The sequence below is a fragment of the Sphingopyxis sp. LC363 genome (assembly GCF_000756385.1).
Taxonomy (GTDB): Bacteria; Pseudomonadota; Alphaproteobacteria; order Sphingomonadales; family Sphingomonadaceae; genus Sphingopyxis.
This window is the reverse complement of record NZ_JNFC01000001.1, coordinates 171321-190486: the sequence shown is the minus strand read 5'-3', so window position 1 is coordinate 190486 and position 19166 is coordinate 171321. Positions and strand designations below refer to the sequence as shown.

Below are 19166 nucleotides of genomic sequence, written 5' to 3'. Positions count from 1 at the left end.
TGTTGGCGGTCGGCAATGCGATCCGGGCGCATGTTAAACGCGCGGCAGGATGAGGTGCGGGAGCCATTGCGGGATGCGACCCGGCTCCCGCACCTCCCTGACAGCCGGAAATCCCTGCCCGTGGTGAGGGGGGCGATTGAGAGGGGCCTCCGACGGCCAGGTTTCGAATTCAAGATCATGCGCGGCGCCCGCTTGGCCGCGCGTAGCGGGACTGAACTGTCGTGCGACGGAGTTGCTGTTCGAGCGCCATGTTCGAGCGCTTGAGAAAAACGCTGCAAACCCGCCGCAGAATGGGATAGCCGAGCCATGAGAAGAGACCCGCGCATTCCAGGCGATGGGTAACCTCCACCCCTTGGCCGAGCTTTTCGAGCCGGTAGCTCTCCTCGATGACGAGCAGCCCGCGCGTGCCTGTCCGCCAGGAGAAGCCCGTCAGCCAGTCGAGGCCGGTTATCCGCCCCTCGGATGCAAATTCCGGACCCCGCTTCCCGCGCGGAGAATAGACATAGCCTACGCGCTCATCATCTCCCGGACGATCGGTGAAACGGAGCGTCGGATGCCAGTCGTCGTACCGCTCGATATCGACGAGCAGTCGCCAGACCCGCCCGATCGGGACCGGCAAGCGGAGCGAGGTGCCTACCGAGAACATCGGAGACCTCCTCGCTCGCACGAGCTGGTCCGCGACGCAGGCCGGGGACCTGCGCCGCGGTGTAGACCGGCAAGATGCCGGTCAGCTCTGAACATCGGGGGGCTCCGCGGCGGATTTCCCGCCGAGGATTTCGACCGCTTCGAGCGTGATGAGCCCGATGTCCGGTATTTCGGTCAGCTGCGCCGCAAAGTCGCGGAGCCGCTGCTCCTCGTCGATGATCTCGATCACGACCGCCCGGTCATTCTCCAGCGCATGCTTGCGGTGGAGATGCGCCGAGCGACCGAAACCGAGAACCGCTTCGAGCACCGTAACGCCTGCCAGCTTTTGCTGGCGAGCGAGTTCGGAAATGAACTCGAAGACCCGCTGATCACCGAAGAAGGCGGATTCATCGGTGTAGATGCGCAAGAGCTTGGATGCTTTTGTCATGACAGTCTCTCCCTATTCCGTGACCGGCTGGACCGCCGACTCCGCTTTTCGCTTGAGGAACTTCGGCTGCCAGTTCGCCCCGAGGACGACTTTTGCGATCGCGGGGAGAACGAGCAGCGTCAGGATGGTCGCCGCGATGAGACCGCCGATGACGGTCGTCGCGAGAGGCTTCTGCACCTCGGCACCCGTGCCGGTCGCGATCGCCATCGGCACGAAGCCGATCGCGGGCACGAAGCCGGTCATGATCACCGCACGCATCTTCTCGGTCATGCCCTCGCGGATTGCCTCCGTGAGCGGGACATCATTCTCGAGCCGTTCGCGGATCGCCGTCATGACGACGAGACCGTTGAGCACCGCGACGCCGGCAAGGCAGATGAAGCCCACCGCCGCCGACACCGAGAAGTTGATGCCCGTAAGCGCGAGAGTGAACACCCCGCCCGCGAGCCCAAGCGGCACGGCGAGGAACACGGCGGTCGCGCGCCCGAACGTGCCGAGCGCCATGTAAAGCAGGATGAAGATGCCCGCGAAGCAGAGCGGCACCACGATCGAGAGCCGCTGCGATGCGGCCTGCAGACTTTCGAACTGCCCGCCCCATTCGAGGTAATAGCCCGCCGGAAGCTTCACATTGGCGATCTTCGCCTGCGCTTCGGCCACGAAGGATCCCGCATCGCGGCCTTCGAGGTTCACCTGCACGACGACGCGCCGCTTGCCATTTTCGCGGCTGATCTGGTTGAGCCCTTCGGTCAGCCGGATCTGCGCCACCTGGGCGAGCGGTATCTGTCCGCGATTGCCGCCCTCGGAGGGCAGCAACACGGGCAGCGCGCGGATGTCGTCGAGATTGACCCGGGTCGCGTCGGGGACGCGAACCGTGATGTCGAAGCGCCTGTCGCCCTCATAGAGCAGGCCGGATTCCCGCCCGCCGAGCGCCGCCGACACCGTATCGGCAACCTCCTGTACCGAGAGACCGTAGCGCGCGATCGCATTGCGATCGAGCTTCACGTCGAGCGTCGGAGCGCCGCCCACTTGGTCGGCCTTGACGCTGCCCGCACCCGGTATGCCCTGGAGCACGCGCACCATCTCGTTCGCCGCGAGCGACATCTTGTCGAGGTCGTCCCCGTAGAGCTTGATGGCCACGTCGCCGCGAACGCCCGCGATCAGTTCGTTGAAACGAAGCTGGATCGGCTGGCTGACTTCATAAAGCTGGCCGAGCTGGCCGCCAGCGGCTTTCTCGATACGCTCGACGACATCGGCCTTCGAATCGACACCTGCCGGCCACTGATCCTGGGGTTTCAGGATCACGAAACCGTCGGAGATGTTCGGCGGCATCGGGTCGGTCGCCACCTCGGCCGTACCCGTCTTCGAAAACATCAGCTCGACTTCGGGCAGGCTCGAGATCGCCGTCTCGACGTTGCGCTGCATGACCAGAGACTGTTCGAGGCTCACCGAAGGCACGCGCGTCGAGGCAAGCGCCATATTCTTCTCGTCGAGCTGCGGAATGAATTCCGAGCCGAGCAGTCCGAACGCCGGGATCGCAAGGACGAAGAAGGCAAAGCCGCCGGCGATGAAAGCCCACGGCTTGGCGAGCGCCTTGTCGAGCAAGGGCAGGTAGCGCTCCTTCGACTTGCGGATCGCCCAGACTTCCTTCTCGGCAACCTTGCCGCGAATCATCAGCGCGACAAGCGCCGGAACCAGGGTGATCGCGAGAATGAAGGCCGCAACGAGCGCGAGCATGATGGTGATGGCCATCGGCGAGAAGGTCTTCCCCTCGACGCCCGTAAACATCAGCAACGGCGCGAAGGCCAGTAGGATGATCGCCTGGCCGAAGACGGTCGGTTTGATCATCTCCTGGCTCGCGCGCATCGTCTCCTCGAGACGTTCGCGAAGGTTGAGCAATCTCCCTTCATGCTCCTGCCGGTGCGCCAGTCTGGCGAGGCAGTTTTCGATGATGATCACCGCCCCGTCGACGATCAGACCGAAGTCGAGCGCGCCGAGGCTCATCAGGTTACCGGGGACCCGGAAGGCGTTCATGCCCATCGCCATCATCAGGAAGGAGAAGGGAATGACGAGCACCGCGATGATCGCGGCGCGCCAGTTGCCGAGCAGGAAGAAGAGCGCGGCCGCTACGAGCAGCGCGCCTTCGGTGAGGTTCTTTTCAACCGTGCCGACGGTTGCGTTCACGAGCTTGGCGCGGTCGAGTACCACCTTCACTTCGACGCCGGGCGGCAGGGTCTTCGACACCTGCGCGATCTTCGCCGAAACATCCTCCGCAACAGTGCGGCTATTCTGCCCGATCAGCATGAGCACGGTCCCGATGACCGCCTCCTTGCCGTTCATGCTGCCCGCACCGGTTCTGAGGTCGCCGCCGATCTTCACATTGGCGAGCTGTCCAACCGTCACGGGCACGCCGCCGCGCGTCGCGACGACGGCGTTGCGGATTTCGTCGACCGAGCGGACGCGTGCATCGACGCGCACGAGATAGGCCTCGCCTGCCCGGTTATAGTAGTTGGCACCGACCGCGAGGTTGGCGCGTTCAAGGGCTTCGCCCAGTTCGCTATAGGAAATGCCGTAGCTGGTGAGGCGGGTCGGATCGGGTTCGACCACGAAGGTCTTGGCATAGCCGCCGATCGAGTCGACGCCGGCGACGCCGCCGACCGACTTCAATTGCGGGCTGACGATCCAGTCCTGGACCGTGCGAAGATAGCCCGATTTGGCGATCTCGTCGGTGAGGATATCGCCCTCGGGGGTCAGATAGCTGCCGTCGGGTTGCCAACCTGGTTGGCCCGCGACCTTCTTGGCGCCCTTCCCGTCGGGATTTTTGTAGCCGACGGTGTACATGACGACCTCGCCGAGACCCGTCGTGACGGGACCGATCTGCGGCTGGGCCCCGTCGGGAAGATTCTCGCCCGCCTGGAGAAGCCGTTCGCCCACCTGCTGGCGCGCGAAATAGAGGTCGGTTTCATCGGTGAAGATTGCCGTCACCTGGCTGAAGCCGTTGCGCGAGATCGAGCGTGTCGTCTCGAGCCCCGGAATGCCGGCGAGCGAGATTTCGATCGGATAGGTTACGAGCTTCTCGATTTCGACCGGCGAGAGACGCGGATCGATCGTGTTGATTTGCACCTGCTTGTTGGTGATGTCGGGAACCGCGTCGATCGGCAGCTTGGTGAGCTGCCATACGCCGAGTCCCGCGATCACGAGGAAGAGAAAGAGTACCGCCCAGCGCGCGCGGACGGATAGCGCCATCAGTTTCGCGATCACGGTTTATTCCTCCTCGCCCGCGCCCTTGCCGAGTTCGGCCTTGAGCAGGAATGCGTTCTTGGTCGCGACGATCTGGCCCGGCTTCAGCCCGGCGAGGATTTCGACACGGCCCGCGCTGCGCTGGCCGACGGTCACCTGCTGCGCGCGGAAGCCGTCCTTCGTGCGGACGAACACCACGTCGCGGCCTTCGAGCGTCTGGAGGGCTTCGTCCGCGATCACGATACGGGCCGGCCCACCGGTTTCGGCGCCGCGGCTCGGAAGCAGCCGCACCCGGACCGCCAAGCCCGGCTGGAGCGCCCCGGGTACGTCGAGCACGGCGGTTGCCGAGCGCGTGTCGCCCGACAGGCCGGGCGTGACGGCGCGCACGCGGGCATCGATCGTCCGTCCGTCGGGAAGTTCGATGATCGCACGGTCTCCGGGCGAGAGCCGCTGGGCATCGGCCGGACCGACGGCGGCCTCGATCTGCACCTTGCTGGGATCGGCAACGCGGAACAATTCGGTTTCGGGCTGAACGAAGGCGCCAAGGCTGGCGTTCTCGGCCGTGATCCGTCCCGAGATCGGGCTTGCCACGATGACGCTGCTGCCATCGCGCGTGACCTGCGCGGCGCTCGCTGCGGCACGCGCGCGCTGCGCTTCGGCCGCGGCGGCCGCGGCTTCGGCTTGCGCCTGCTCATAGTCGACGCGCGCCGACACCTTCTGGTCGAACAGGGTCTTCTCGCGGTGGAGATTTTTCTGCGCGAGCGTCGAGCGCGCATCGGCGGCAATCCGTTCGGCCGCAATCTGGGCGGCGTCGCGGCTTTGCACGATCGCGATCGTCTCACCGGCGCTGACCGGATCGCCGAGCCGCTTGAAGAGACGGGTGACCGCGCCGCCCGCGCGGGCGGTGACGATCGCCTCGCCGCTCGGCGCGGCGGTAACGGTCGCTTGCGAGATGATTTCCGAACCGAGTCCGCCGGCGCCGATCGTCTCGACGCCGATCTCGGCGGCCTTGATCGCTTCGGGCGTGATGGCGAGGCTGCTCGGAAGGGCTTCGCTCGCCGCTTCCTTTTCGCCTTCGGCAGCCGGCGCGGCGGCCGGGTCGGCGGTGCAGCGTGCAACGCCGAAGCCCGTGACGGCAGCGAGTATCATGGCGCCCGCGACAGTGCCGAGGAGACGCTTGTCCTTGGTGATCATATTCTATCTCCGCTGTTGATGCGGTTCGCGCGCCGACCGGCGGCGCACCCCTGTTGACTTGGAAGGACGATGGCGAAGGCGCCTCCGTCCACTGGAAGGCTCGGCGCGCTCATGGCTGATGATCCGCATCGCCGTCGGCGGCTGCCTGGCGCGATAGGATGGCGCGGGCTTCGGCCCGGGCCTGGCGCGCCGCGATCAGTTCGGCCTGCGTTGCCGCATAGGCCTGCTGCGCGTCGATATATTCGACGAGCGAGGACTTGCCGGCGCGGTAGCTGAGTTCGGCGAGCCGGACACCTTCGCGCGCCTGCTCGATGCCGCTACCCTCAAGCGCCGCGAGGCGGGCCTCTGCGGCTTCGAGTTCGGCCTGCGCATTGGCGATCTCCGCCTGAGCATTGACCACTGCATTCTCGCGCCGCGCAATGGCGGCGGCGACATCGGATTTGGCTGCCGAGATGTTGCCGCGGTTGCGGTCGAAGACGGGGAGCGGCACGGAAACATTGGCGATCAATGCGCGATCGCCGGTGTCGCGAAGCTGACGCACCCCGAAGCCGACCGACGGATCGAGCCGGCCATCGGCGCGCTGCCCCTGGAGCCGCGCTTCAGCAATCAGCTTCTCGGTTTCTGCCAAGCGAACGTCGAGCGTCGCGAGCGAGTCCACCGTCTCCGGTGCCACCCACATATCGCCTTCCATCAACTCGGCAGGCGGGACCGAGCTTCCAAGGAGCGCCGCGAGCGAACGCCGGGCGGTCCTTTCTTCGGCCTCGGCCGTGCGTAGCTCGGCGGTGGCCTGAACGAGAGCCGCATTGGCGCGGAACGCACGGAGCGGCGGCTCGTTGCCGGTATCGACCATGGCCTGTGCCACGCGGACGAGTTCGCGGGCACGCGCTTCATTTTCGCGTGCGAGCGCGAGGCTATCGCGGGCCGCGAGAGCGGTCGCGAACTGGTTGCGGACATCGAGCGCAAGATCTGCGCGTGCAATCTCCAACTTGTACTTCGCGGCCAGAAACTCGGCGTCGGCGAGCGTCATGCGCGACCGGCGCCGGCCCCCGATATCGAGACGCTGATTGACCGACACGGTCGTTTCGAGACCGTTCAGGCCCGAGTAGGGGCCGGTGCCTGCGAAATTCTCGACATCGACATTGAGCGTCGGATTGTAGCGATAGCCCGCCTGACGCTGGCGACCGCGAGCGGCCTCCACTTCGGCTTCGGCGGCAACCACGCGCGGCGAGCGCGCGTCGGCTTCCTCCATCGCCTGCGCGAGGGACAATCGAGCGGGAAGCGGGCCGGTACGCACGGCCTCGCCTGCGGAAGAAGGCGGTCCCACCAGCTCCGTCGCTGCCGACTGGGCAGCGGCGGGCGCGGAATTTGAGCCTGCAACGAGCGCCACGAGACTCGCGGCGACAACTATGGATTTCATGAAAAGGAGACTCCTGACGTTTCCAGGGAGAAGCGCACGCGAAGGGCACGCGCAGACCTAGAGCGTCAGGCGATTGGAGGGCGGAACGTCCCGATATAGGCGACGGGCGGCAAGGCGGCCGTCAGGATGCGCGTATGCGCTTCAGGGGCAGGCGTTTCGGTCGCTGCCGACAGCGATTCCGCCGGGACGCCCGAATGGTGACCGTGGCAGCCATGAGCGGCGGCAGGCACCTGCTGCTTTTCGCCGGGAGAGGATTTTTTCTTGTCGACTTCGGCGCCTTCGATCGCCGGTGCGGGAACGCAGCCGGCTTCGATCACAGCAACGAAAAGGCTCGCCTCGGCCCGATCCTCGGTCGCATGTGCGAGCGACCCCGCAACCGTTCCGGATGCAAGGAGAAGGGTCAGGAGGAAGAGGATCACCCGTCGCATTGAAACCGGCCCCTAGCATCGAAACGGCGCGGTGAAAAGTAGAAGATTTTCAATCAACTTCGGCGGCACTCTTCGAACCCCCGAACCGGCTCCGTAATTTTATCTCATGGAGGTAAGAGAGCAGTGCACCTTGCCCCTCTATAGTTGCAGATGCGCCTCAAGAAACAGGATATCGGCCGAACAATCACGCGTTAAGCACAATAATTCTACAATTGTCTTTCACTCTTATTTCTATCGCTTCGCTATTGGCTCCCGCCTCCTTTGTTCGGGACGACATTCGAGCGATATGCTTCCCGTGAGACGAGGGGGTAAATCGGACGCAGAGCGGCACAGCGTCCTGCCGGAACATCAGGGCTTGACCCTGTATCTACTACAGGGTGCAAGAGCCTGCCCTGCACAAAAAAGGGGGAAAGAGGATGGTGCCGCCGACAGTAAATCCCGTGAGCATGGCCGTCATCGAGCCGCTGCTGCGCGAGCAATATCGCCTGTTTTGCGAATCACGCCGAATCGGAGATGAAGCCGCTGCGTGGCAGGCGCTGGAATGGGAACATATATTGAGCCAGCCCTATATGGGCGCGCATCTCGCCTCCCACTGGCACATGTTTCGCTATGCGATCGAGCTCGGCGATGCCCGTGAAGCTACCGGTCAGGCAATGCGGTTCCTGCTCGTCCCGCTCGGTTCGCTGACCGGCCGCCTCCCCGCAGGGAATAATGGTCGCGCGCGGGTGAGCGCCTTCGAGCCGATGCCGATGCCGCAGGCCCTCGAAGCGCTGATCGAAACGGCCCGGTCGACGGAGAGCCGCGCTGCGCGAACCGATTGATCCGGTTTTGGACTTCCGGAACGGGTCATTCGCTGTTAGGGGCGCGACCATGTCCGGCGCTACCCTTCGCCTGTTGCTTGTGTTCATCCTGCTGCTCAGCGGGCTCCACAATGCTGCGCCGGCGATGGCGGGCATGACGCACCATGCGACGGATTCGCATCTTTCGCACCATGTCGAGCCGGGCCATGCGTCGGACAAGGACACGCAAAAAGGTCAGCAGGACGCCGACCTCCACGGCAGTCACCATAATTGCCCGGTCGCATCCGATCAGGCCCTTTCGGGTCATGACGATCTGTCCTGTTTTTCCGGCGGCCTGCACTTTGCGTTGCCCGCGACGCGCCTCGCTTCGCGCGCGCTCGCACCGCCCCTGAACCCTCCCCTCGCCTGAACGCCGCCTGCCGCGCGGCCCCTTTTCGGCCTGCGCTCAGTCGAATCGTTCAGGAGTGATCATTCATGCATATCCATATGCGCGCCGCCCTGTTGGCCGGGGCTGCGCTGCTGGCGGGGTCCGTTTGGGCCCAGCCGCTAACGCTCGACCAGGCGGTCGAGCGGGCCATCGCTGCATCGCCCGAGCTTAGAGCGGGCGAAGCGGGGGTCGACGCCGCGCGCGCCGACCAGCTGCAAGCCCGCGTCCGTCCCAATCCGACCGTGTCGGTCGACATGGACAATGGCGTCGGGACGGGCGGCTATGGCCTGTTCCGGCAATCGGAACTCACCGTCACCTATTCGCAGCCGCTCGAACGCGGGGGCAAGCGCGAGGCGCGAATGGCGCTTGCCGAGCGCGGTGTCGTTCTCGCCGAGGCGCAGTGGCGGCTCGTCCGGCTCGACATCGCCCAGGAAGTGCAGCGCGCCTATATCGACGTCCAGATCGCCGAGCAGATGGTCTGGATCGCAGAGGATCGCGTCAAACTTGAAAAGGAGATGCGGACCGAAGCGATCAGGCGCGTGCGCGGCTACAAGGATCCGCTCTTCGTCGAGACGCGCGCCGATGCCCGCATTCTCGAAGCCGAACTGGCCCTGAAGGAAGCCCAGGCGAAGCGGCAGTCCGCACGCGCATTGCTCACCTCCTTCTGGGGCGGCACGCCTGACAGCCTCGTTATCGCCGAGGGGATCGAGAAACCCGATCCGCGCGATCCGCCGCTCGCCGAAGCCGACGCGGCGGTCTTCGACGCCGCCGTCGACCGGGCCCGCGCGCAGGTCGTCGTCGAGCAGAGCCGTGCGCACCAAGACTATACGGTCTCGGGCGGCACGCGCTTTCTTCGCGAGACCAATGATGTCGCCGTTCTTGGCGGCATCTCGATCCCGCTCGGACGGTTCGACCGCAACCAGGGCAATATCGCCCGGGCGCAGGCCGAACGGCGGCAGCTCGAGTTCCAATCCGAAGCGAGCCGGCTCGAGCGGCTGCGGCGCCTCGCGTCGCTGCGCGCCGATGCCGACGCCGCACGCGTCCGGGCCGAGGGCATCATGAACGACGTCTATCCCAAGGCGGTGAAGACGCTCGGCCAGGTGCGCGAAGGCTATGCCCGCGGCGGGTTCCTGTTCGCCGACGTACAGGATGCCGCCGACGTCATCATCCAGATCCAGGGTCAGTGGGCCGAGGCCATGACACGCTACCGCGATTTGCTCGCGGAGATCGATCGCCTGACCGGCCGCTTCGATGCGGCTCCCCTTGCGGAGAATATTCCATGAAGAAGTTTCCATTTCCCGCCGCGGCTGCGGCGCTGTTCCTTGCTGTGCCTCTCGCTGCCTGCGGTGGCGGAGCCGAGGGCGAAGACAAGCATGAAGAAGGCGAAAGCCACGCTGAGGGCGAAGGCGAGGAAGATGCCAAAGGCCCGAACGGTGGCAAATTGCTCAAGAATGGCGATTTCGCGGTCGAGGTCATAATCTTCGAGAATGGCACCGAGCCGCAATTCCGCGTTTTCGCAACGCGGGACGGCAAACCGGTCGACCCGAAGGATGTCCAGCTCGCCATCACCCTCACGCGGCTTGGCGGCGACGTCGATCGCTTCACCTTCCGCCCGCAGGGCAAATTCCTCGCAGGGCAAGGTGTCGTCACCGAACCGCACAGCTTCGACGTCGAGGTTGTCGCGGTGACGGGCGGCAAGCGGCACGTTTGGAAATATGCGAACCCCGAAGGGCGCACGCGGATCGGGGCTGACGCCGCCAAGGCCGGAGGCATCGAAACCGCGGTCGTCGGACCGGCGACGGTGGGCGAAATGCGCGAACTCTACGGCACCGTCCAACTGTCGCCGACCGCCCGCTCCGAAATTCGCGGCCAGTTCCCCGGCCGCGTCGTCTCGGTGACCAAGGCGGTGGGCGACAGCGTCCGCCGTGGGGAACTGCTCGCGCGCATCGAGTCGAGCGAGAGCCTCCAGGTCTATCCGGTATATGCGACGGTCGGCGGCGTGATCGCCGAGCGCAACGCCAACCCCGGCGACGTCACCGACGGGCGCGCACTCTATGTGGTCACCGACCCGGCGCAGACCACGGTCGTCTTCAACATCTTCCCCCGCGACCTCGCGATCATACGTCCGGGCATGCGGGTGACGGTGGAGACGCAGGACGGCGCCGAAATCGCGACCGCGCCGCTCGGGCAGTTCCTGCCCGACGGCAATGTCGAGGCGGGCACTGCGCTCATCCGCGCGACCATCCCGAACCGCTCGGGAACGCTCCGCCCTGGCATGGCCTTGCGCGGCCGCGTGATGGTCAACCCCGTCACCGTGCCGCTTGCCGTGCGCACCGAGGCGATCCAGCCCTTCCGCGACTTCAAGGTGGTCTATGCCAATTTCGGGCAGGACTATGAGGTCCGGATGCTGAAGCTCGGCCGTTCGTCGCCCGAATGGACCGAGGTCCTGTCGGGCATCAAGCCCGGCACCGCCTATGTCACCAAGGGCAGTTTCCTCGTTCGCGCCGACATCGAAAAGTCCGGCGCGGGCCACGACCATTGATCGGGGAGCAGGATAACATGCTAGCCAGAACCATAGGCTTTTCGATCCGGCAACGATGGCTCGTCCTCGCGGTGGTCGCGCTCCTCTGCGCGATCGGCGCGTGGAGCGCGACCAAATTGCCCATCGACGCCGTTCCCGACATCACCAACGTCCAGGTCCAGATCAACACCAAGGCGGAAGGCTATTCGCCGCTCGAGTCCGAGCAGCGCATCACCTATCCGATCGAGACCGCGATCGCGGGCATCCCGAACCTCAACTATACCAGGTCGATCTCGCGCTATGGCCTGAGCCAGGTCACTGTCGTCTTCGAGGACGGGACCGACATCTATTTCGCGCGCCAGCAGGTCAACGAGCGGCTCCAGGCCGCGCGCGGCCAGCTTCCGCCCGGGATGGAGCCCGAAATGGGCCCGATCTCGACGGGCCTCGGCGAAATCTTCATGTTCTCGATCGAGGCCGAACCGGGCGCGCGAAAACCCGACGGCACGCCTTATACGGCGGAAGACCTCCGGACGATGTCCGATTGGGTCATCCGGCCGCAGATGCGCACGATTCCGGGGGTCGCCGAGATCAACACGATCGGCGGCTATGCCCGCCAATATCATGTGACACCCAACCCGGCCTCGCTCGCCTCGCTCAATCTCTCGCTCAACGATGTCGTCACCGCACTCGAGGCCAATAATGCCAACCGCGGGGCCGGTTATGTCGAGCGCAGCGGCGAACAGATTCTGATCCGCGTGCCGGGTCAGGCCAATAATGAGCGTGACCTGTCGCAGATCATCGTCACCACCCGCGGCGGGGTTCCGATCCGGATCGCCGACGTCGCCGATGTCGCGATCGGCTCGGGGCTCCGCACAGGCGCCGCAACCGAAAATGGCAAGGAAGTCGTCCTCGCGACGGTCTCGATGCTGATCGGCGAGAATCCGCGCGTGGTGGCGCAGGCCTCGGCCGAACGCCTCGTCGAAGCCTCGCGTGCGTTGCCGAAGGGTGTCGTTGCCAAGCCGCTCTACGATCGCACCGCGCTCGTCGAGCGGACGATTTCGACGGTGCAGAAGAATCTCGCCGAGGGCGCGCTGCTCGTCATCGTGATCCTGTTCCTGCTGCTCGGCAATTTCCGGGCCGCGCTGATCACGGCGGCGGTCATTCCGGTCGCGATGCTGATGACGCTGACGGGCATGCTCCAGACGCGGACATCGGCAAACCTCATGAGCCTCGGGGCGCTCGACTTCGGCCTCATCGTCGACGGGGCCGTCATCATCGTCGAGAACTGCCTCCGCCGGCTCGGCGAGGCTCAGCACAGGCTCGGACGCCTGCTCGACCGCGACGAGCGCTTCGGCCTAGTCGCTTCCGCAAGCGCAGAAGTGATCAAGCCGAGCATCTTCGGCATTATTATCATCACCGCAGTCTATCTGCCGATCTTCGCGCTCGAGGGCGTCGAGGGCAAAACCTTCCATCCGATGGCGATCACCGTCGTCCTCGCGCTTACCGCCGCTCTGCTGCTGTCGCTCACCCTGGTTCCGGCCGCGGTGGCGCTGTTCGTGACCGGCAAGGTCGAAGAAAAGGAAAATTGGCTGATGCGCGGGCTCGGCAAGGGCTACCGCCCGATGCTCGACCGCGTCCTCAATTGGCCGAAGGCTGCGCTGGCTGGTGCTTTGGCGCTTGTCGCGCTGAGCGGCGTGGCGGCGACCAGTCTCGGGTCCGAGTTCATCCCGGACCTCGACGAAGGCGATATCGCGATGCACGCGATGCGCATTCCGGGGACGAGCCTCACCCAGTCGATCGCGATGCAGGAGGCGCTGGAGAAGAGGATCAGGCAGTTCCCCGAAGTCGAGCGGGTGTTCGCGAAGATCGGCACTCCCGAGGTAGCGACCGATCCGATGCCCCCGTCGGTCGCCGATAATTTCATCATGCTCAAGGACCGGAAGGAATGGCCCAATCCGAGAAAGACGCGCGACCAGCTCGTTGCCGAACTCAACAAGGCGGCGAACGAGGTGCCAGGGAACAATTATGAGTTCACCCAGCCGGTGAAGATGCGCATGAACGAGCTGATCGCCGGCGTTCGCGCCGACGTGGCGATCAAGTTGTTCGGCGACGACCTCGATCAATTGCTCGAATCGGGGCAGGCGATCGAGGAAGTCGCGGGCGGGATTGCGGGCGCGCAGGACGTGAAGCTCGAACAGGTCACCGGCCTGCCGATGCTCTCGGTCACGCCCGATCGCGACAAGCTCGCGCGCTACGGTGTCAGCATGGAAACGGTGCAGGATGCGGTTTCGACAGCGACCGGCGGCCGTCAGGCCGGCGAGCTTTTCGAGGGTGACCGCCGCTTCGACGTCATCGTCCGGCTTCCCGAGGCCATTCGCACCGATCTCGCGTCGCTCGGCAATCTCCCCGTTGCACTTCCGGCCGGCGGCTTCGTGCCGCTTTCGGAGCTGGCGGAGATATCGCTCGCGGCGGGGCCGAACCAGATCAGCCGCGAAAATGGCAAGCGCCGCGCGGTGATCACGGCGAATGTTCGTGGGCGCGATCTGGGCTCGTTCATCGACGAGCTCACGCAAAAGGTCGAAGCTGAGGTCGTGCTGCCCGATGGTTACTACATCGAATATGGCGGCACATTCGAGCAGCTTCAGTCCGCGACCGAGCGCCTCCAGATCGTCGTGCCGCTGGTGCTGCTGCTGATCTTCGGGCTGCTGTTCATGCTGTTCGGCACGGTGCGCGATGCTGCGATCGTCTTCTCGGGCGTGCCTCTGGCGCTGACGGGCGGGGTCGCGGCGCTGGCGCTGCGCGACATTCCGTTATCGATCTCGGCGGGCGTCGGCTTCATCGCTTTGTCCGGGGTCGCGGTGCTGAACGGCGTGGTGATGCTATCCTTCATCAAGGATCTGCGCGAACGCGGAAAAGCGCTCGTCGAGGCGATCCGCGAAGGCGCGCTGACCCGCCTCAGACCGGTGATGATGACGGCGCTGGTGGCGTCGCTCGGGTTCGTACCGATGGCGCTCAATGTCGGGGCTGGGTCCGAGGTGCAGCGGCCGCTGGCAACTGTCGTCATCGGCGGGATCATCTCGTCGACGATCCTGACTTTGCTCGTGCTGCCGGCCCTGTACCTCCTGGTCCATCGACGGACCGCGAAGGCCGAAGAGGAAGAGCTGGCGCGCCCGAGCAGCGTCCCCAGCCCCGAAGGCTGAGACACTCCCGGATGGCCGCCATTCCCCCCTGTCGGCGGCAACCGAGAGTGCTGACTGGGGCGGAACCCAAGCGGGTTCCGCCTCCTTTTAGGGATGGTGAGGATTGAGGAGCTTGCAATGAATGAAAAAGCATCCGGGAGCGAACGCGAAAAGCGAACGCTCCAGATCGTTCTCGTCCTGAACTCGGCTATCGCGATCGCCTTCCTCGTAACCGGCGGGCTCGGCGATTCGAGCGCGCTCATCGCCAATGGGCTCGACAATCTGTCCGACGCCGCGGTCTATGCCTTGAGCCTCGTTGCGCTCAGCCACGGCCTGAAATGGAAAACCCGTGCTGCCACGGCATCGGGTGTCATGCTGCTGGTCTTCGCGGCCGGCGTCCTGTTCGATGTAGGACGGCGCTATTTCGAAGGCAGCGAACCGATCGGTCCGACAATGATGATCATGTCGGCCGTCGCTGCGGTGGTGAACTATGCTTGTCTGAAGCTCTTGCAGCGCATTCAGGATCCGGACGTCAACCTCAGAGCCGCGACAACCTTCAGCTACAACGACTTCATCTCGAACGGCGGCATCCTGATCGCGGGTGTCCTCGTCTGGTGGCTCGGTACGAACTGGCCGGACCTTCTGGTTGGATTTGCGACTGCGCTGATCGCGATCAAGGGCGGCATCGAAATCCTTCGCGACGCCCGCCAAGAGGCCAAACAGCAGAAAGATTAGAGCATGTGAGGCGTGTCGGATCGGCGGAAGAATGTTCGGACCTCTGCGAACAACGTCGCCGATCCTGCCCTAGAGGCACCCGACAGCTCGCTCCCATCATATTACGTCCTTATTACGCGAGGCAAAAATCGAGCCCACGTAACGACGCGTATTACGCCGCCATTCGGCGTAAGTGTCTGAAATTGTTAGGAAAACTGGAGCGGGCGAAGGGATTCGAACCCTCGACCCCAACCTTGGCAAGGTTGTGCTCTACCCCTGAGCTACGCCCGCTCTGGCGGCTGGAAACCGGTCGGCTCCAGCGGGTGAGGCGGGCGATTAGCACCGGCTTTTTGACTCGGCAACCCCTGATTGCGCATTTTCTCCGAAGGGTTGGCATATCGTCCGCAAATCCCACATAAGCGGGACAAGAGTCCTTTCCGCTTGCGCGGAAGCGGCGCCGGCCCGCTCCCCACCCGGCCTCCCATATCATACAGGTTGTGGGAGGCCGGTGGGGAGCGGGCCGGCGCCGGGACTCACAAATATATAAGGAGCACCCCTTTCGTGGCCACTCTCGGTCTGAATCCGCAGGAAAAGGAAGCCGTCGAAGCATTTCGCCGGGATGTCGTCGAGCCGTCGATGACCAGCCTGGTCATCCTCGATTTCTGGGCCGAATGGTGCGGCCCGTGCAAACAGCTCGGCCCCGTGCTCGAAAAGGTCGCCGCGGATTACGCCGACAAGGGCGTCGTGCTGGTCAAGGTCGACGTCGATGCGAATCGCTTCATCGCCGGCCAGTTCCAGGTGCAGTCGATCCCGACCGTCTATGCGATCTTTCAGGGCCAGCCGGTCGCGAACCTGACCAATGCGCGCACCGAAAGCCAGCTCAAGGCGATTCTCGACCAGTTGCTCGCGCAACTGCCGATCGAAAGCGCGGCGAAGGATCTGGCGGTCGAGATCGCGCCGCTCATCGAAATGGGCGAGAATGTGCTCGCCGAAGGCGACGGCGCGCGCGCCGCGAGCATCTTTGCGCAAATCCTCGACATGGCGCCCGACAATGCCGCGGCGCACGGCGGGCTGATTCGCGCGCTCGTGCTGACGGGCGATGCTGCCGGCGCGCAGGAGGTGCTGGACGCGGTGCCCGCCGGGATCGCGGCCGATCCCGCGATCGCGCAGGCGAAGAGCGCCCTCGCGCTTGCCGCGGACGCACCCGACGCGGGCGAACTCACGGCGTTCGAAGCCGCGGTCGCGGCGGACCCCGGCGATCATCAGGCGCGATTCGACCTTGCGAGCGCGCAGATCGGCGCGGGCCAGCGCGATGCTGCCGCCGACAATCTGCTCCACATCGTCGCCGCCGACCGCGAATGGAACGACGATGCGGCGCGCGCGAAATTGCTGTCGCTGTTCGAAGCCGTCGGGCTTGAGGACCCATGGGTCGCCGCGCAACGCCGCCGCCTGTCGCTGATCCTGTTCGGCTGATGAACACCGACGCGCCTCTGACTATCCAGCGGATCGCGATCTTTCCGCTCACCGGCGCGGTGTTGTTTCCCGGGCTGCACCTGCCGCTGCATATTTTCGAGCCGCGCTATTCGGCGATGGTGCAGGAGGTGCTGGCGCGCGACCGGCAGATCGGAATGATCCAGCCGCGCCAGATTCCGGGCGAAGAGGATCGCGAGCCGCCGGCGCTCTATGACGTCGGCTGTGTCGGGCGGATCATCGATGTCGAAGCGCTCGACGAAGGGCGCTTCAACCTTGTGCTTGAAGGCGTCGCGCGCTTTCGCGTCCGCCGCGAACTCGACGTCACCACGCCCTTCCGGCAGGTCGAGGCCGAGATCGAAGTCGAGGCGGAGGACGACGCCGTGCTCGCGAGCATCGAGCGCGCCAGCCTCGAGCGCGAGGCGAAGCGCTTTGCGCAGCGGCAGGGTTATGTCGTCGACTGGGATTCGGTCGGCCAGCTCGACGACGCGACGCTCGTCAACGGCATCGCGCAGGTCGCGCCGTTCGACGCGGCGGCGAAGCAGGCGCTGCTCGAAGCGTCGCCGATCGACGCGCGCGCCGAGTTGGTCGTCCAGCTGATGCAATTCTTCGGTCGCTTCGACAGCGACGACGGGCGCGCGACGCTGCAATAAATTTAGTGGAGCTTGCGGGCTGATGCGTGATGCGCGATGTCGGCGAGCGCGCGGCGCACGACATGGCGGTCGCTTTCGCGCAGGCGCGCGGCGGCGTCGCTTACCGTCAGATGGCGGCGAACGAGTTCCTTCTCGGCCGCAAGCCGCGCATTGCCGCGCGGCCCGCATGACCGGGCGCCGCGGCGGTCGGCCCAATCCGCGACCAGCCGGTCGGCGAGACGCGCGGCGAGATTGTCGGCGGCGCCCTGTTCGGTTTCGATTTCGGCGGCGGGATCGACCAGCCAATCGTCGATGCCCTCCGCCTGCATGGCGTCGAGCGACAGCGTCGCGGTGACGTGACGGCGGCCCGCGCAGCGCTGGTCGCCGTGCAGGCGGTGGCGCAGCGCCTGCAGTTCGGCGCGCAATTGCCAGGTCACATAGGTGGTGAAGCGCGCCCGCGCGGGATCATAATGTTCGGCGGCGCGGTGGAGCGCGATCGCGCACACCTGCGCCGCATCCTCGGCGACGTCGGCGAGGCCATAGCGGCGTGTGAAATAGCGGATCCGCGGCGCCGCCAGCGCCGCGAGGCGTGCGAAGGCGCGATCGGCGAGCGCCCGGGCCCGGGCGCCCGGCATCGCGTCGAGAGCCGTCCGCGCCCGGATATAATCGGTTACCGCCGTCTCGAGCGCATCGCTCTTTGTCGACATGGCCCTGCCCCCATCCTGCCGCGGCGTGGTTGCCGCATGGGTAGGGGATAGGCGGTCATGCTTAGCCGCGACCTGCCGGACGCCTAGGTAATAATACCTAGATTTCTGCTCCCGCGAGCAGGCGCGGCAGGTCGCCCGCCTCGCCGCGCGCCTCGTCCATGAAGAATCGCTTGAGCGCCGGCATATGCTGCACCGCGCCGAGCCCTGTGCGGCGGATCGCGGCGGCGGTGCGCCCCGGGATGCCGAACAGCCGCGTCAGCCCGTCCGTCGCGAGGCTGACCATCATATTGTCGAGCCCGCGCCAGCGCTGATAGCGCGCGAGCAGCGCCGCATCGCCGAGGTCGAGCCCGAGCCGCGCCCCCCCGACGAGCACTTCGGTGAGCGCCGCGACGTCGCGAAGCCCGAGGTTCAGCCCCTGCCCCGCGATCGGGTGGATGCCGTGCGCCGCGTCGCCGACGAGCGCGATGCGGTCGGCGACGATCGAGGCGCTGTGGTGGAAACCGAGCGGATAGGTCATGCGCGGCGCGACGAGTTCCATCGCGCCGAGCACACCGCCCGCGCGTTTCTGCAGTTCGGCGACGAAGCCGCGCTCCCCGAGCTTGGCGAAGCCGGGGCCGTCCTTTTCGGACACGGTCCAGACAAAGGCCGAGCGGTGGCGCCCCCGTTCGTCATCGACGAGCGGCAGCAGCGCGAAGGGCCCCGAGGGATAGAAGATTTCGTGCGCGACATTGCCATGCGGCCTTTCGTGCGCGACCGCGCCGATCATCGCATGATGATGGTAGGACCAGTTGGCGATGCTGAACCCCGTGGCGTCGCGCGTCGGCGAGCGGCGACCCTCGGCCACGACCAGCAGCGGCGCCGCGAGTTTCGTGCCGTCGGCGAGCGTCAGCGTGACGCCATGCCCGTCGATCACGCGCGATACGACGGTCGCGGGCATCCAGAACCGCACCAGCGGCGCATCGGCAAGCGCGGCGGCGAGCGCGAGGCGGAGCTGGCGGTTTTCGACCATCGTGCCGAGCGGCGGGTCGCCGTCGGCGGTGACGAAGTCGAGTTCGCCGCCGCGGCCGCTGTCGGGGGCGCCGTCGCCCACTTTGATCGCGCGGATCGGACAGCCGTGCCCGGCGAGGCGGCCGGCGATCCCCAGCACTTCGAACATCTGCCACGTCGCGCTGGCGATCGCCGAGGCGCGGCCATCGAAGCCGGGCGCGATCGTCGTCACCGGGTCGGCGGGATCGACGATCTGGACCGACAGGCCGTGACGGGCGAGAGCAAGGGCGAGCGCCTGGCCGACAAGGCCGCCGCCCGAAATCAGGACATCGCTGCGCAGCGTTTCTTTCATCGCTTCGCCCTAGCGTGCGGCGGGACGGTTGG

At 65.7% G+C, this 19166-nt stretch carries 16 protein-coding genes and 1 tRNA gene; 8 read left to right on the top strand and 9 right to left on the bottom strand.

The features are described from left to right. Positions 1-175: 175 nt before the first annotated feature. From FG95_RS00810 to FG95_RS00785, 6 genes are all read right to left on the bottom strand, one after another. A complete protein-coding gene (locus tag FG95_RS00810) occupies positions 176-646 on the bottom strand; it encodes an SRPBCC family protein (RefSeq protein ID WP_003046490.1) in 471 nt (156 codons plus the stop codon). Between the two features lie 81 nt (positions 647-727). Further along, positions 728-1072 carry a DUF190 domain-containing protein gene (locus tag FG95_RS00805; protein ID WP_003046493.1) on the bottom strand — a complete coding sequence of 115 codons (345 nt, stop codon included), beginning with the start codon at positions 1070-1072 and terminating at the stop codon, positions 728-730. Between the two features lie 12 nt (positions 1073-1084). Beyond that, on the bottom strand, positions 1085-4327 hold the full coding sequence (locus FG95_RS00800) for an efflux RND transporter permease subunit (RefSeq protein ID WP_003046495.1): 3243 nt from the start codon (positions 4325-4327) through the stop codon (positions 1085-1087). Between the two features lie 3 nt (positions 4328-4330). Further along, complete coding sequence (locus FG95_RS00795; RefSeq protein WP_003046498.1) at positions 4331-5500, bottom strand: efflux RND transporter periplasmic adaptor subunit; 1170 nt, start codon at positions 5498-5500, stop codon at positions 4331-4333. Positions 5501-5609: 109 nt separating this feature from the next. Continuing rightward, on the bottom strand, positions 5610-6917 hold the full coding sequence (locus FG95_RS00790) for a TolC family protein (RefSeq protein WP_037553274.1): 1308 nt from the start codon (positions 6915-6917) through the stop codon (positions 5610-5612). Positions 6918-6982: 65 nt separating this feature from the next. Beyond that, positions 6983-7345 carry a hypothetical protein gene (locus FG95_RS00785; RefSeq protein ID WP_003046504.1) on the bottom strand — a complete coding sequence of 121 codons (363 nt, stop codon included), beginning with the start codon at positions 7343-7345 and terminating at the stop codon, positions 6983-6985. Positions 7346-7791: 446 nt separating this feature from the next. Here FG95_RS00785 and FG95_RS00780 point away from each other — a divergent pair, with 446 nt between their 5' ends. The 6 genes from FG95_RS00780 to FG95_RS00755 all read left to right on the top strand — a co-directional run bounded on the left by FG95_RS00780 (position 7792) and on the right by FG95_RS00755 (position 15007). Continuing rightward, positions 7792-8166, top strand: a complete 375-nt coding sequence (locus tag FG95_RS00780; RefSeq protein ID WP_037553271.1) for a DUF3703 domain-containing protein — start codon at positions 7792-7794, stop codon at positions 8164-8166. A 49-nt stretch (positions 8167-8215) separates the two neighbouring features. Beyond that, the gene (locus tag FG95_RS00775; protein WP_003046510.1) at positions 8216-8554 is read left to right on the top strand and encodes a hypothetical protein; all 339 of its coding nucleotides are present in this window, start codon (positions 8216-8218) and stop codon (positions 8552-8554) included. Between the two features lie 65 nt (positions 8555-8619). After that, positions 8620-9855 carry a TolC family protein gene (locus tag FG95_RS00770; RefSeq protein ID WP_003046513.1) on the top strand — a complete coding sequence of 412 codons (1236 nt, stop codon included), beginning with the start codon at positions 8620-8622 and terminating at the stop codon, positions 9853-9855. Further along, positions 9852-11114 carry an efflux RND transporter periplasmic adaptor subunit gene (locus FG95_RS00765; protein ID WP_003046516.1) on the top strand — a complete coding sequence of 421 codons (1263 nt, stop codon included), beginning with the start codon at positions 9852-9854 and terminating at the stop codon, positions 11112-11114. Before FG95_RS00770 ends, FG95_RS00765 begins: the two co-directional genes overlap by 4 nt. A gap of 17 nt (positions 11115-11131) precedes the next feature. Then, positions 11132-14293 carry an efflux RND transporter permease subunit gene (locus FG95_RS00760; RefSeq protein WP_037553392.1) on the top strand — a complete coding sequence of 1054 codons (3162 nt, stop codon included), beginning with the start codon at positions 11132-11134 and terminating at the stop codon, positions 14291-14293. A gap of 117 nt (positions 14294-14410) precedes the next feature. Further along, positions 14411-15007 (top strand): cation transporter, encoded by a 597-nt coding sequence (locus tag FG95_RS00755; protein ID WP_003046522.1) that lies wholly within the window; start codon positions 14411-14413, stop codon positions 15005-15007. Between the two features lie 195 nt (positions 15008-15202). Here the strand turns inward: FG95_RS00755 and FG95_RS00750 are convergent. Beyond that, positions 15203-15277: transfer RNA gene (locus FG95_RS00750), tRNA-Gly, on the bottom strand. 270 nt (positions 15278-15547) lie between these two features. Between FG95_RS00750 and FG95_RS00745 the strand changes: the two genes are divergently transcribed. Continuing rightward, positions 15548-16459, top strand: a complete 912-nt coding sequence (locus FG95_RS00745) for a tetratricopeptide repeat protein (RefSeq protein WP_037553269.1) — start codon at positions 15548-15550, stop codon at positions 16457-16459. Further along, positions 16459-17109 (top strand): LON peptidase substrate-binding domain-containing protein, encoded by a 651-nt coding sequence (locus FG95_RS00740; RefSeq protein WP_037553268.1) that lies wholly within the window; start codon positions 16459-16461, stop codon positions 17107-17109. Before FG95_RS00745 ends, FG95_RS00740 begins: the two co-directional genes overlap by 1 nt. Before the next feature lie 2 nt (positions 17110-17111). Here the strand turns inward: FG95_RS00740 and FG95_RS00735 are convergent, their stop codons facing one another. Then, positions 17112-17795 carry a sigma factor gene (locus tag FG95_RS00735; RefSeq protein WP_037553267.1) on the bottom strand — a complete coding sequence of 228 codons (684 nt, stop codon included), beginning with the start codon at positions 17793-17795 and terminating at the stop codon, positions 17112-17114. A gap of 97 nt (positions 17796-17892) precedes the next feature. Beyond that, on the bottom strand, positions 17893-19134 hold the full coding sequence (locus tag FG95_RS00730; RefSeq protein WP_037553266.1) for an FAD-dependent monooxygenase: 1242 nt from the start codon (positions 19132-19134) through the stop codon (positions 17893-17895). Between the last annotated feature and the right edge of the window lie 32 nt (positions 19135-19166).

What these genes read in the sequence shown, in the direction of transcription:
- FG95_RS00795 (WP_003046498.1), bottom strand. Translation starts at nt 5,500, where the DNA reads ATGATCACCAAGGACAAGCGTCTCCTCGGCACTGTCGCGGGCGCCATG.
- FG95_RS00735 (WP_037553267.1), bottom strand. Translation starts at nt 17,795, where the DNA reads ATGTCGACAAAGAGCGATGCGCTCGAGACGGCGGTAACCGATTATATC.
- FG95_RS00810 (WP_003046490.1), bottom strand. Translation starts at nt 646, where the DNA reads ATGTTCTCGGTAGGCACCTCGCTCCGCTTGCCGGTCCCGATCGGGCGG.
- FG95_RS00785 (WP_003046504.1), bottom strand. Translation starts at nt 7,345, where the DNA reads ATGCGACGGGTGATCCTCTTCCTCCTGACCCTTCTCCTTGCATCCGGA.
- FG95_RS00780 (WP_037553271.1), top strand. Translation starts at nt 7,792, where the DNA reads ATGGCCGTCATCGAGCCGCTGCTGCGCGAGCAATATCGCCTGTTTTGC.
- FG95_RS00775 (WP_003046510.1), top strand. Translation starts at nt 8,216, where the DNA reads ATGTCCGGCGCTACCCTTCGCCTGTTGCTTGTGTTCATCCTGCTGCTC.
- FG95_RS00805 (WP_003046493.1), bottom strand. Translation starts at nt 1,072, where the DNA reads ATGACAAAAGCATCCAAGCTCTTGCGCATCTACACCGATGAATCCGCC.
- FG95_RS00740 (WP_037553268.1), top strand. Translation starts at nt 16,459, where the DNA reads ATGAACACCGACGCGCCTCTGACTATCCAGCGGATCGCGATCTTTCCG.
- FG95_RS00765 (WP_003046516.1), top strand. Translation starts at nt 9,852, where the DNA reads ATGAAGAAGTTTCCATTTCCCGCCGCGGCTGCGGCGCTGTTCCTTGCT.
- FG95_RS00790 (WP_037553274.1), bottom strand. Translation starts at nt 6,917, where the DNA reads ATGAAATCCATAGTTGTCGCCGCGAGTCTCGTGGCGCTCGTTGCAGGC.
- FG95_RS00760 (WP_037553392.1), top strand. Translation starts at nt 11,132, where the DNA reads ATGCTAGCCAGAACCATAGGCTTTTCGATCCGGCAACGATGGCTCGTC.
- FG95_RS00730 (WP_037553266.1), bottom strand. Translation starts at nt 19,134, where the DNA reads ATGAAAGAAACGCTGCGCAGCGATGTCCTGATTTCGGGCGGCGGCCTT.
- FG95_RS00755 (WP_003046522.1), top strand. Translation starts at nt 14,411, where the DNA reads ATGAATGAAAAAGCATCCGGGAGCGAACGCGAAAAGCGAACGCTCCAG.
- FG95_RS00770 (WP_003046513.1), top strand. Translation starts at nt 8,620, where the DNA reads ATGCATATCCATATGCGCGCCGCCCTGTTGGCCGGGGCTGCGCTGCTG.